This is a genomic window from Psychrobacter lutiphocae DSM 21542, assembly GCF_000382145.1.
Taxonomy (GTDB): domain Bacteria; phylum Pseudomonadota; class Gammaproteobacteria; order Pseudomonadales; family Moraxellaceae; genus Psychrobacter; species Psychrobacter lutiphocae.
Genome location: NZ_KB907674.1, coordinates 1 through 13,683 on the forward strand (window position 1 = coordinate 1; position 13,683 = coordinate 13,683).

Below are 13,683 nucleotides of genomic sequence, written 5' to 3' on the forward strand. Positions count from 1 at the left end.
AATGCTCAGCAGTTGATCTGTGCCTGTCTTATAGGTATAACGACTTTGTGTGTTTGCATTACCATAAGTCAATCTGTTGCCATTTAAGTCATAGTTAAACTGCTCTTGTTGTCTGCCTTGACTACTAACGCCAATCAGTTCCCCATAACGATTATAGTCAAGCTGCGCATCCTGACTTTGTCCGTCTTTTTGGGTCGTTGTCTTAATAATTTGGCTGTCTTTGTTGTAAGTCAGTGCCTTTTGATAGGGACCGTCTTGCCACGTTGTTAGTCGCCATGCTTTGTCGAATGACTTAAACGCTTCAGGTTTTTCTTGATGCTAAGTATATATTCCTTTTGATTATCTTCTAAATCATCAAAATATTTTGTACGTTCTAATTCATTAAGTTTGTTATATATAAAAACTCTATCTTCCGCAGGAATAATTTCATAAAAAATAAGAGTAGCTTCTCCACTTTTCTGCAATTTATCAGTCAATGTATAAAGTATTGCAACAAAATATTCAACTCTAAGTGATTGTGAAGTATTTTCAAAATCCTCTCTATCCTTATACATTTGCCCTTGCCAAAAGCTATCAAATTTACTTTTAACTATAAGGTTGGTAACCTTTACCCTCATATTTGTTGACTCAATAACTTTTGTTTGATGAAAATTCCAAGCGTATGAAGTTGAAATTAAACCAAATAGAATTATTAATATTAAAGTTATAAATCTTATATTTTTTTTCATAAAATATTCATCTCTTTATTGTAATTTCTCCATAACGTACCAGTTCCCTATCGAAAGCATACCAAGGTTCTTCATAAACTACAGTAGTTTTAGCAGTATTTTTCAACATTTCATCGACTTTTTTCCAAGCATCCATCCCACCTGGGATTGAAGTATCTACAGTAACACATCCATGGCTTAAAGCTCCTGGGTGTAATCTAAAACCACTACGACCATCTATACTTGAGTTATTACTTTGAATAAAATCATCTATCTTTTTGTCTTTAAAAAGAAGTCCATACCAAGTTGGGTTTGAATTAGGATTAGGGTTTTCTGAAATAATATAAGTACCTAATGGAAGAGGAATCTTAGCCCCAACTCCTACATCCGTAATCTCTCCAGATATCGCATAGCCACCACTAAAAGCTTTTACTACAACAGTTTCACCGCTTTCCACATCGACAACTGCTAATTTACCAGTAGTCACATTTAAAACAGCTCTAACTTCTAACCCCCACGGATCCACAGCAGACACAGGATTTTGTCCAGCATAACCATACGTATTGAGTCCCCCATTAAGTCCGATAGGGTCAGAAGTTAAATATCTTCCTGTCTTAGGGTTATAATACCGATGCCAGTTGTAATAATAGCCACTCTCTCTATCCTCATACTGACCCGCAAATCTTAGATTAAACTCGAAGGGTTCTTTGTGAATAGTATCATCCACTGCATTGGCTTGATTAATAATGTTTAACGACCAACCTTTCTTTTTAGCTTTAATATCTTGGGTGTTATTTATCGATATTGCTTTAACCGTCACATTACCAAAGACATCATACTCACCTTGCCACACTGTCTGCTGGTTGTCATTAGTAATTTGCTGCGGTGTGCCCAAATGATCAGTGTGAATAGTATATATACTTGGCGAGTTGTCACTATCATAATCAATCACCGCAATCGGTCTTAAGCCCACATAGATATAGCGACGCGTTAACGTCTCTTTACTGTCTTTAACCTCAATCAGTCCTTGTTGCCATAGATAGCGCTGCTCGTGTTTGTCTTTTTTATCGTTAGTTGTGGTTTTACTCACTCGCTGCATAGCATGGTTATAGCGATAGTTTGTTTCATTACCCTTATCATCTTGATAATCGGTTAATTGACCTCTAGCGCCATAGCTAAACTTACGCTGTTTTGGTGTGTCACTGCTTTGATCTTGAGTGCTGATTAAGGTTGGATTTACTATAAAATAACAATAGAATGTGATTGTCATTATCTTTCTTTAGAGTTATCTGTTCTGCTTTACCTTTAACTAAAGTTGAATTCATAAAAACTAATGACTACTTACAGTTTAATTAAACAACCAGTTTGAAGAATTAATAATTAAAAACTCTCATACTCTAAATCAAATGAAGATATGTTTTCTTTATCACCTTCTGAATAATAATCTAATTCTTGAAAAACTACTCTATCTCCTAAACCTCCTTTTACAATAGGTATTGACTGGCTAGAAATTAAGATTTTATTATTAAATAATTGTTTAGATAATAGAAAATGTGTCTCTATGGGAAACTCAGCATAATCTCCAAAACCTAGAAAGTAACGTGTGTAGATATTTCTTTTATATATTCTTAGCTTGCTATTTCCTCCACTAATAACTCTATCATATTGCAATACAATAGTAATGCATTTATCATCTATGCAATATTTAGCCTTCTCCTTTGGGTTTAATATTGCTAGAGTTTTTAGCATAATAAAAATTAACAAAATACATAAAGTTACCATTATGATTTTTATTCTTAAACTTGATTTCATTAATAATCTACCTGGCCAATTGGTTTAATATTCTCTTCAATTCTTTTTAAGCCTAAATTATATCCATATAAACTTCTGAGATACTGATAATCATTCTCACCATATTTAGGCCCTTTTCCATAAAGTTTCCCGAACAACATATGCTGAGTCAACCCTTTAACGCCACCTAAATGTAAGGCTCCACTTGCTTGCTGAAACTCATCGTAAGTTAACCCTTTTACCGCAGCATTCATTCCTGCTAATATGTTACCACCCTCTCTCAAAGTAATATATTTACCCTTGAATAAAAAACCATGATAAGATCTGTGATCTCCATAATTTACCTTAATGTCATACTCACCACCAGGAATACTTTTTACAGCAAACACTGTGAATATACTTTCGGACCATGCTTGTGTATTTAATTTATATATGTGATCTTCAATACTTTTATTCATATAAATCATACCTACAGCTTTCTGTGTATCAGGACTAATAAAGGCATCATCAAATAATGACTGTCCAATTATTTGCCGACTACATGAAATTTCGCTAGTTATGTTTTGATAAATGTTCGTATCTCCGTCTTTGAAAGCATCTATCACTTTGTATTCTATCCCACTTACAAGTTCAACAATAGTACTAAGCCCCCACGGATCCACAGTAGACACAGGATTCTGACCAGCATAGCCATACGTATTGAGTCCACCGTTTAGACCAATAGGGTCAGACGTTAAATACCGTCCCGTCTTAGGATCATAATAACGGTGCCAGTTATAATAATAGCCACTCTCACTATCCTCATACTGACCCGCAAATCTTAGATTAAACTCAAAGGATTCATTTGGTTTACTATCTGTTGCATAAGCGGTGTTAAACACGTTCAATGACCAACCTTTCTTTTTGGCTTGTATGTCTTGGGTGTTACTTGTTGATATGGCCTTAACTGTCACCTGACCAAAGGCATCATATTCCCCTTGCCACACTGTCTGCTGGTTATCATTACTCACCTGCTGTGGTGTACCCAAATGATCGGTATGAATACTATAAATACTGGGCGAGTTGTCACTGTCATAATCAATCACCGCAATCGGTCTTAAGCCCACATAGATATAGCGACGCGTTAACGTCTCTTGATTGTCTTTAACCTCAATCTCGGCATCAATCAGTCCTTGTTGCCATAGATAGCGCTGCTCATGGTCTGCTGTGATTTTACTAACTCGCTGCATCGCATGATTATATCGATAGCTAGCGTTATTGCCCTTATCATCCTGATACTCGGTTAATTGTCCTCTAGCGCCATAGCTAAACTTACGCTGTTTTGGTGTGTCACTGCTTTGGTCTTGAGTGCTGATTGAGGTTGGGTTACCTGCTTCATCGTATTGATACTGATGCGTCTTATCATCTTGTTCAATGCTCAGCAGTTGATCTGTGCCTGTCTTATAGGTATAACGACTTTGTGTGTTTGCATTACCATAAGTCAATCTGTTGCCATTTAAGTCATAGTAGCTTAGAATTTTGAATGATAATCAGTTGGGTAAAGCTTTTTCACATCATATTTTTCAATATTATTATATATACTCGTGAAAACATGTCTCATGTTTCCTTTTTCGTAGAATAAGTATTCACGACATGCCTGATGTATATCTAACTTAACACCTTCTTTATTACACAGGTATGGATTGTATATATGTTTAATCTTTATATCTTCGTCAAATTCATTAATTAAGTGGATTTTAGAATATTCAATTTTCCAGAAAAAATCTTTCAACTTGTTTTTCAGAATTAGCTCACCTACTATAATAATTAGATAAGCGTAGTATTTCTCTTGAAAGTATAGTGGATTCATTCTGTTTTCTATCTGAAAAACAACCCATTGGTTAATTTTTCTTAGATCAGTTTTTTTAGATATATTTTCAAATCCTAATTCATCACTAGCTACTAAAAATAAACCGCTAATTTTCTGTGGATTATTTACATAGGATTTGAAGAAATTTACCAAAAGAGGGGTTTTTTCAGAATCAACAATATTCATTTTCTCTATAAATGACAACAAGCCTATGTCCCATAAATCTCCCTCCATATTATTTCTTATACTTATATACTGTTCTTCATCATTTTCATAAAAATCATAGAACTCACAAAACTCTTCAGAAGTTAGTCCAAAAATTTTATGTGCTTTCTCGGGTAATGATTGAACATCTACTGCTCTCCAATTTTTCTGTGAAGTTTCAGACATATATTTTATAACAGCTTTCTCACTACGAAATGATTTAAGGTGGATACTTTTATACCACTCATCATTTTTATTAATCATTTTAGTCATGACTTTCAACTCCATTGCCACCAATTTTAACTTTTCTGTTAAGTAAAATAATACCTTGTTCCGCTGCCATTTGATTAATATTTATAGTTGGATTTTGAAGTGTAGGTTGCCCGATATATATTTGTGAACAATCATTATCATTAACTTGTGCTATAGAATGGTAAAGAGCTACATTGTTAGCTGTTGCAAATTTCTTCAAACTCCACCCAATTTTAGTATTACTACCTGTTACTACAATTAAACTATTTCTGCCATTTTTTTTAGCCGCTGTTTTTGATTTAGATAGGACATCAATCATACCTGATATTTGATATTCATTATAGGAAGTAGATATAGATTTTTTGTTTGTTAACTTAAATTCAAACCATACCTTATTAAACTTAAAAGTTTTTAATAATTTTTTAGGATCAATTGTTAATTGAAAGTATGAACCATAACCGATGTTATCAGGTCTAACTTTACTGTATTTCCGACTTCTCAAGGCAGTTTTGGTTCTCCTATAGCTACTTGTATAATCTCTATTATTATGAAAAAATGAAAACAAAGAAGCATTCATATCCGCATCGAATGCCCTACCTGCTAAATCGTTATTTTCAATGCCTGTTAGTCTCATATATTCTGCTTGAGTTAGATCGTAAAGCCCCCACGGATCCACAAACTGAACAGGATTAGCTCCAGCATAGCCATACGTATTGAGTCCGCCATTAAGACCAATAGGGTCAGACGTTAAATACCTTCCCGTCTTAGGGTTATAATACCGATGCCAATTATAATAATAGCCGCTCTCAACATCCTCATACTGACCGGCAAAGCGTAGATTAAACGCAAACGGTTCTTTGTGAATAGTATCGTCTGCTGCATTGGCTTGATTAATAAGATTTAACGACCAACCTGTCTGTTTGGCTTGTATATCTTGGCTGTTATTTTGTGAAATGGCTTTAACCGTCACATTACCAAAGGCATCATACTCCCCTTGCCACACTGTCTGCTGGTTATCATTACTCACCTGCTGCGGTGTACCCAAATGATCGGTATGAATAGTATATATACGTGGCGAGTTGTCACTATTATAATCAATGACAGCAATCGGTCTTAAGCCCACATAGATATAGCGACGCGTTAACGTCTCTTGATTGTCTTTGACATCAATCTCAGCATCTAATAGACCTTGTTGCCATAGATAGCGCTGTTCTTGTAATGTCTAAATTAAGTGACTATAAAACCAGACACTCGAGGATCTAGTTATACTCGTTAATTAATACACTAAACGAAAGGCCTATTAGGTATTATTTGGATCTATTAGAAAATTTCATTTATAAGGAGTTAATGCCAAATAACTCGATTAAAAACTTCAAATTTAGGATTGGATTTTATACATTTCACTTCTGTCACATAGTAATTATGGTTTTCGGTCACATATCTAACAATTAGTCCATAGCTTTTATTTCCAAACTTGTAAGAGTAGTCTTCAAATGATTTTACAGCCAAATCAGAATGATTAGGTTCACCAAGAATCGTGATAACATCTTTCCTATCAAGACCTATTAATCCACTATTCAGATTAATCCCATTAAACTCACAGATAACTTCTTTATCTAAACACCCTGTTAAAAAAAATAGTGATGATAATGTTATAGCTCTGGTAAGTTGTTCTATCATCCTTCAACCCTATGTTCAATTATTTATATTTTTAGGGCTATAAGATGAGTTAATATTTAAGACTGCAATTGAGAAGTAATTTCCATTAATTAACTCGCCTACTATGAATCTTTCAAATCCTATTTCAAACAGCATTACAGAGTAATTCACATCAAATTTCAAACTAATACCTAATTCTTTTAAAGTGTTTATTAAATCTTTCTCACTAATAAACTGCGGCTTAATTTCGGTAATATAAGATTCGTACTCACAATCTCTATATACATCTTCCAATGAATTGTATAAAGTAGCAGCAACAAACTCTTCAAGACAAGTAAACTCTTTATATAAAGATATAATAACGTTAGTATAATATTTAATACAATTCAAATTAAAACTAAAATCTATATATAAATACTCAATATCCTCTTTAGATTTAAAAGAATAATCATTGAAACAATTTATTAGTTTAGTTAAATCAATCTTCTTATTTTGCTTCATATCTTACTGTACCACCTTCTCCAGAGGATATTTTCCAATATGGCTTACCATTATAGTGCCTTGGGGTTCCTGGATGATATTGTATTCTTCTTCCTGTAGGTTGTCCGTTTTTCATCTCTCGTAGAACCCATCCTTCTGCACGTGTACTTCTTGTCATAACAGTTTCTTCCCAGCCCCTAGTACCCCTGAAAATTGTTTTTGCTTGATTAATATTTAAACCTTTTATAAGTGAGGGTTTTAATAATATAGAGTTAAGAGCTGAACTTTGAGATATTTGTCTAATACGTCCAAGACTAGCATTACCTAAACCTACTCCTATGCCATTATTAAACCCATCCGTAAACACATCACTTAATGACTGTTCTTTTTCCCAGGTTAAATTATCGAAGTCTTTACCAGTACCAATAAAATTGATGTAATAGCATGAATTTCTATTATGGGCATATATGATTGGAACCTTGTTTATCACTTTGACGCCTGATGAGTTTGGATCAAACGTTATACTATCAATCTGGTAAGAATCCAGATATTTTACTTCAGGATTATTTCCAAAAGGTATATATTTCCATACACCTTCAGCTTCAATAACCTCATAATCTTGAATCATAGTAATATTGACAACTGCCAACCCCCACGGATCCACTGCCTGCACAGGATTTTGTCCAGCATAGCCATACGTATTGAGTCCACCGTTTAGACCAATAGGGTCAGACGTTAAATACCGTCCCGTCTTAGGATCATAATACCGATGCCAGTTATAATAATAACCGCTCTCATCATCCTCATACTGACCGGCAAACCGTAGATTAAACTCAAACGGCTCACGCTTTACATTGTCTACTGCATAAGCTCGGTTAAATAAGCTAAATGACAAATCCTGCCTCTTAGCTTGCATCTCTTTAGAACGGTGAGGTAATGCAGTCACCGTCACATTACCAAAGGCATCATACTCCCCTTGCCAGACAACCTCTTGATTGGCATTGGTCAAATATTGCGGTGTACCCAAATGGTCGGTATGAATAGTATATATACGTGGCGTATTGTCACTATCATAATCAATAACAGCAATCGGTCTTAAGCCCACATAGATATAACGGCGGGTAATGGTTTGTTGATTGTCTTTGACATCCTTTTGAGAAACTAGCAGTCCTTGTTGCTATAAGTAGCGTATATCTTGACTAGATGTTGCTTTGTTCAGCCGTTGATTCTAAGCTTTAAAAAATAAATTATCCACCATATTTTTCGAAGGTTTCTTTTTCAGAAATAGCATAGTCGAGATAAGATTGAACTAACCTTTTCTCATCCTTTGTCAGTTTTCCAAGTTTCTGCCAAAACAACTGGCTTCCGTAATATTCGTAAAGTTTGTACACGCTATCTGCATGATCTATGAAGACTCCATCGTAAAACTGTATAGTAGTAAATGTCTTTAAATCCTGATCATCATTAAAGGCGGATCTTAGTAGTTTACAATAACTTATATTTTCATAATCAGCATTAATTAATAATAGACTACTGACCTTTATATCATGCGTCCCATAGTAGCATCCTCCATTTTTCTTGAATAAAAATCTTTCTATTGATATGACACAAATTAAAATCAATACAAGTAATAAGGACAACCTTTTAAGTGAGAAGTTCATTATATTAATCTCCAGCTAAAGCAGTTAACGTAGTAAAATATTACCATTACCGATTGCTCTCAAGTATTGGTATATTATCACTGCCAATCACCTTTATTGTGCCATAGTGTTTGATTCTACTGAATGGGTTCAACCATTGTCTCCCACGTCTATCCTGTACCGTTGTAGTAGAAGTTGAATTTAGGATATTCTTAAATACTTCCCAGCCTTTTTTGGCATCATCATCATTTTTATTGAAAGTTACACAACCATAACTCAAACCTCCTAAATGAAGTCTAAATCCAGATCTTCCATTTACATCATATTTATCATTAAAAGGTTGTTCATCCTGAGGGTCTAAGCGAAACCAATCACTGTGGCTTGGTCTAGTATCTCCAGCATTTTCTACTATATCAAAGCCACCTGTATGTAATGCTTTTTGTCCCGGGTCTGCAGCATCCCTAACTATGCCATTTTCACTCGTAACTTTGCCTCCTGTAAAAATATTATTGATAATAAGCATCTGATTCGCTATAAGTTTACCCCCACTATCCCTTATTCCCCCAATAACATAATTTGACGGAGATTTACTAATCGTGGGCAAACCTACCCGATCATGATCAAAATCTATTACCCTCATCTGTTTAGTAGAACGATCAAAAATTGCTAGTACTTTAAGCCCCCACGGATCCAAAGCAGACACAGGATTTTGTCCAGCATAGCCATACGTATTGAGTCCACCATTTAGACCAATAGGGTCAGACGTTAAATACCGTCCCGTCTTAGGATCATAATAACGGTGCCAGTTATAATAATAGCCACTTTCACTATCGTAATACTGACCTGCAAAGCGTAGATTAAACTCGAACGATTTTTTTGTTATTGAGTTAGTAGCTTGCGCTTTTTTACATTATGTCACTACATCAATCATTTAACACGGAAACGGCATAATTAGTGCAAGTAAGATGAAAGCTGTCCAAATAAGAATATAATAAAGTTTACGTTTGGTTTTCATAGACACTATTAAAAGACTGATATTTAGTATAAAGATCTTTAAAAAAATATATAAAAATGCTACACCATATCCCATATTAAATTGCCCATAGGCTTTGCATTTTACTGGTACCATATCTACGAAAAATATAATATAGTTATAGAGCAATACTATTCCAATTAAAAGCTCAATAATTAGCAGAACTTCTGTTTTAGTCTTAATGCTCATTATTACCTCAATCCTTTGCTATATAATTCTAGAGCCAGTCGTAATCTACGTTTTTTACCTTCATTATCATCAACTGAATAATAGAAATGACCTTTACCATCCTTTTTAGCTTAGTTGTCTTTAGAATTGTATGGTAATGCGGTCAGCGTCATATTACCAAACGCATCATACTCGCCTTGCCAAACCGTTTGTTAATTGGTATTGGTCAGTTATTGCGGAATACCTAAATGGTCAACACGGGTTATAAAGTCAACAAGCCATTCGTGATATTACCAAATGTATTGAACTTGATTACAATGAAAATCGATTAGCAAAGCACCGCTTTGCAGCGACTCAAGGCAAGAGCTATACCGCAGTGGAAAAAGAATTCAAAAATGGATAGATATGCTTTCGCTAAGACAGGTATGGTTTGACTATTATCGTCAAGTTGCCTGATTCAAGTCTCCCATGTTTAACTGTACGAATATGACGGCAGAGGTCAGTGTGAATATTATTATCTTAAATGTTGAGCTACTTCATCAACTTCTTTGAATGAAAGATTGATGAGTAATATCGATAGTAAAGGTAGTAGGTTATGATAAACAGAATAACTTGGTGACTTAAAGTTAAATATAATCCATAAACATTTATTATAAATAGTAACTTTATAATCTCCGCCTGGAAAACATTGTTCCGATAACCCCATGACAATATTCACCATAACTAATATAAGTAAGCTAAGAATAACTCTAAGTATTAAGTAGTTTTTTTTAAATAGAAATAAATATAAATATAAAATTAATATACAACCTAAAACTCTCGCATTTAAGTGCGTTATATATAATTGAGATATCATAAAAATGAAGACTAGCAATAGAAGTAAAATCTGTCCCATCACAAAGTATAAATTAGCTTTAGGATTTCGCATTAGTTATCTCCCATTTTCAGTCCAGTCGACTTTATGAACTATTGTGTGGAGTCGATTTATAATTATTTTCTGGACTTAATCCATACTTTCAACCTGCAATAGTTCACACAATCTGTATCTGATAAATATTTGATATCAATATTCATAGGTGGTTTATATTCGCATTTTCTAATTTCAATAGCTGCACCTTTTTTATCCATCAAAACAAATGCTTTTTTTTCTGACTCGTATACATTTATCCCCCCATAATTAAAATCTAACTTATTATAGTAGCCATCACTATTTGCATCCAAACAGCTAATAGGAATTTGCATCAACTTCGTATCAATATAGGCGTTCTGTATATTTTTAGTCCCCGTAAGTATGAATAAAATAGATATAAAAAAAACGATGATAATATATTTATTCATTTTATTTTCTACCAAGAAAAAATGGTTCGTTTTGTAATATCACCATTGTAATCGTTAGCCTTCTGAATAAAATCAGGGCTGACATAAGGAACTCCTCTAAACTCATAGTTAGTATTATCATAAATATAAATAGACTTAACTAAATTATCCATTTTTATCATTCTATTAAACAATGCTTCTGGAGATAGTGTTGGTCTTTTAATAGTAGTGACTGATGGACTAGGTGACATAGCAACTGTACTTTTATATATATCTATACCAGTCATTTGCATAGCGTCTTGAAATGGATTGGTACACATATATACACCATTTTTATATTCTGCTGTTTCCATCAATTTATAAGTGTTTTTCAACAACTCGCTTTCTTGATAGGCAGTTAGTTTTAATTTCAGACCTACTATATCCCTTTTTCTTTTTTGATTTGAAATATAGTTATCATATACTGAAAGGTTTTTAGTTGGACTAAAACTGAATTCTTTACCATTAATTCTATATGCCATATGACCAAATGACGAATGAGAAATACCATCTTGAATTGGATTCATAAAATACGCTTCAACCTCCAACCCCCACGGATCCACAGCAGACACAGGATTTTGTCCAGCATAGCCATACGTATTGAGTCCACCGTTTAGACCAATAGGGTCAGACGTTAAATACCTTCCCGTCTTAGGGTTATAATACCGATGCCAATTATAATAATAGCCGCTCTCAACATCCTCATACTGACCGGCAAAGCGTAGATTAAACGCAAAGGGCTCTTTGTGAATAGTATCATCTGCTGCATTGGCTTGATTAATAAGGTTTAACGACCAACCTTTCTTTTTGGCTTGTATGTCTTGGGTGTTACTTGTTGATATGGCCTTAACTGTCACTTGACCAAAGGCATCATATTCCCCTTGCCACACTGTCTGCTGGTTATCATTACTCACCTGCTGCGGTGTGCCTAAATGATCGGTGTGAATAGTATAAATACTGGGCGAATTGTCACTGTCATAATCAATCACCGCAATCGGTCTTAAGCCCACATAGATATAGCGACGCGTTAACGTCTCTTGATTGTCTTTAACCTCAATCTCGGCATCTAATAGATCTTGTTGCCATAAGTAGTGTTTGGATAACAATAGCAGTAACGATGTCTTTGATCCTGTATTGGATTTTTTAAAAATAATACTTTTATTGCCAACGCCAAACTATTATTTATTCAAATTACTTGCGACTGACTATATTTACCTCTTATACCAATCTCAATTAAAAAGATTGATATGATTGATATAGAAAAATAGAAAAAACCACCAATCAAGCTTTCACTCAACATAGGTATAAACCATATACAAATATCAAAATTTACAAGTTTAAATAGTATAATTGAGTTTGGATAACAATTAATGTTATTTACACCTATAAAAAAATTAAATCCTATAAATATTAAAATAATTGCTATAACCCTTAAAGCTTTATTAATTTTTTTAAAATATAAATATATATATATAAGAATAGATAAAACTAAAAGAAACCCATTAATTATATAAATATAAGAAGGAAGTAGTGGTGATAATATCAAACCCCAAAACAATAACACTGTGATTCCTAAACTAAACGCAATAAAATTCAGACCCTTCATGATAACGTATACCTAGTTTTAGATTTAAAAGAAAATATAGTTTTTTCTATAGAATAAATAATCAGTTACATGTTTACCTCATTACTTCTATAATCTACATTTTGTATAATAGTAAGAAACATGATATAAAATTAAACTATATAAAAAACTTTCCAATCTAGCTACTGAACATTTAGATACAAATACTGTTTAAGTTTAGTCTCCATCTTCTGTCCAATCACGACCCTCTATACTAAATTCACGACCTGTAGTTTTTTCTAAAGCATATTCTGAAGCCCAGTACCATATATTATTAAATATTATATTGTTCAAAATAGGAATACTTTGTCCAACTGAGTTACCTTCTCCATAATTATGCATAATAGTTTTACCACCTACACATTCTAATCCTCTTATCACAATACCGTACCTTAATGAATGATTACTTTGGGTAACGTTAACTACAAATTTACGTCCATTTATACCTGTCCTCAAAAATGTATACACATCGTCAGGACTTACTGCATTAGCAGCTTTACCCGCAAAGGGGCCAAAGTTTGGGGTCGCTGGATTATTCGTACCACCATAAGTTGCTCTTTTTGTATTAGTGTTAGGCGTAGGATTATTAATTATGAAATCCTCTAAGTTATTTATTTCTATAGCCGATAGACCTGTAACTCTTACTTTCATATTGTATTCATGATATTTATTATTATAAAACTGATAATCTTGCCAACCACTTGGAGTTGGTATTTCAATTTCTGGTAACAATTTAAAATTTGTATGTAAAAATGTTCTACCAGTAATCCTATTAGTGTTCGACCATCCTCCTGACGATTGTGGTAACAACCCCCACGGATCCAAAGCAGACACAGGATTTTGTCCAGCATAGCCATACGTATTGAGTCCACCGTTTAGACCAATAGGGTCAGACGTTAAATACCGTCCCGTCTTAGGAT

At 33.8% G+C, this 13,683-nt stretch carries 14 protein-coding genes and 1 pseudogene; all 15 read right to left on the reverse strand.

Annotated features, from left to right (window positions below; all coding sequences use genetic code 11):
* Nucleotides 1-266: 266 nt before the first annotated feature.
* Nucleotides 267-728, reverse strand: coding sequence for a hypothetical protein (locus H140_RS0112935; protein ID WP_019674073.1), 462 nt, complete (start codon nucleotides 726-728; stop codon nucleotides 267-269).
* 7 nt (nucleotides 729-735) lie between these two features.
* Nucleotides 736-1,977, reverse strand: a complete 1,242-nt coding sequence (locus H140_RS16450; protein ID WP_019674074.1) for an RHS repeat-associated core domain-containing protein — start codon at nucleotides 1,975-1,977, stop codon at nucleotides 736-738.
* A 110-nt stretch (nucleotides 1,978-2,087) separates the two neighbouring features.
* Nucleotides 2,088-2,519, reverse strand: coding sequence for a hypothetical protein (locus H140_RS0112945; protein ID WP_019674075.1), 432 nt, complete (start codon nucleotides 2,517-2,519; stop codon nucleotides 2,088-2,090).
* Nucleotides 2,519-3,982, reverse strand: a complete 1,464-nt coding sequence (locus H140_RS0112950; protein ID WP_019674076.1) for an RHS repeat domain-containing protein — start codon at nucleotides 3,980-3,982, stop codon at nucleotides 2,519-2,521. Before H140_RS0112950 ends, H140_RS0112945 begins: the two co-directional genes overlap by 1 nt.
* 26 nt (nucleotides 3,983-4,008) lie before the next feature.
* Entirely contained in the window at nucleotides 4,009-4,824 is an 816-nt protein-coding gene (locus H140_RS0112955; protein ID WP_019674077.1) for a hypothetical protein, read from the reverse strand.
* The gene (locus tag H140_RS0112960) at nucleotides 4,817-5,926 is read right to left on the reverse strand and encodes an RHS repeat-associated core domain-containing protein (RefSeq protein WP_019674078.1); all 1,110 of its coding nucleotides are present in this window, start codon (nucleotides 5,924-5,926) and stop codon (nucleotides 4,817-4,819) included. Before H140_RS0112960 ends, H140_RS0112955 begins: the two co-directional genes overlap by 8 nt.
* 221 nt (nucleotides 5,927-6,147) lie before the next feature.
* A complete protein-coding gene (locus H140_RS0112965; RefSeq protein WP_019674079.1) occupies nucleotides 6,148-6,483 on the reverse strand; it encodes a hypothetical protein in 336 nt (111 codons plus the stop codon).
* A gap of 15 nt (nucleotides 6,484-6,498) precedes the next feature.
* On the reverse strand, nucleotides 6,499-6,963 hold the full coding sequence (locus tag H140_RS0112970) for a hypothetical protein (RefSeq protein WP_019674080.1): 465 nt from the start codon (nucleotides 6,961-6,963) through the stop codon (nucleotides 6,499-6,501).
* The gene (locus tag H140_RS14740; RefSeq protein ID WP_019674081.1) at nucleotides 6,950-8,047 is read right to left on the reverse strand and encodes an RHS repeat domain-containing protein; all 1,098 of its coding nucleotides are present in this window, start codon (nucleotides 8,045-8,047) and stop codon (nucleotides 6,950-6,952) included. The genes H140_RS0112970 and H140_RS14740 overlap by 14 nt, the downstream gene beginning before the upstream one ends.
* A 142-nt stretch (nucleotides 8,048-8,189) precedes the next feature.
* Nucleotides 8,190-8,603: a hypothetical protein gene (locus H140_RS0112980; protein ID WP_019674082.1), complete on the reverse strand. Its 414-nt coding sequence runs from the start codon at nucleotides 8,601-8,603 to the stop codon at nucleotides 8,190-8,192.
* Nucleotides 8,604-8,649: 46 nt separating this feature from the next.
* On the reverse strand, nucleotides 8,650-9,285 hold the full coding sequence (locus H140_RS16155) for a DUF2778 domain-containing protein (protein ID WP_019674083.1): 636 nt from the start codon (nucleotides 9,283-9,285) through the stop codon (nucleotides 8,650-8,652).
* A pseudogene (locus tag H140_RS16565) lies at nucleotides 9,259-9,447 on the reverse strand (RHS repeat-associated core domain-containing protein); the annotation flags it as partial. The gene H140_RS16155 and the pseudogene H140_RS16565, both read right to left, overlap by 27 nt.
* A 1,326-nt stretch (nucleotides 9,448-10,773) precedes the next feature.
* Nucleotides 10,774-11,121: a hypothetical protein gene (locus H140_RS0113000; protein ID WP_019674086.1), complete on the reverse strand. Its 348-nt coding sequence runs from the start codon at nucleotides 11,119-11,121 to the stop codon at nucleotides 10,774-10,776.
* 8 nt (nucleotides 11,122-11,129) lie between these two features.
* Nucleotides 11,130-12,245, reverse strand: coding sequence for an RHS repeat domain-containing protein (locus H140_RS16455; RefSeq protein ID WP_019674087.1), 1,116 nt, complete (start codon nucleotides 12,243-12,245; stop codon nucleotides 11,130-11,132).
* Nucleotides 12,246-12,940: 695 nt separating this feature from the next.
* On the reverse strand, nucleotides 12,941-13,683 hold a 743-nt coding region (locus H140_RS0113015; RefSeq protein ID WP_026349102.1), incomplete at its 5' end, for an RHS repeat-associated core domain-containing protein.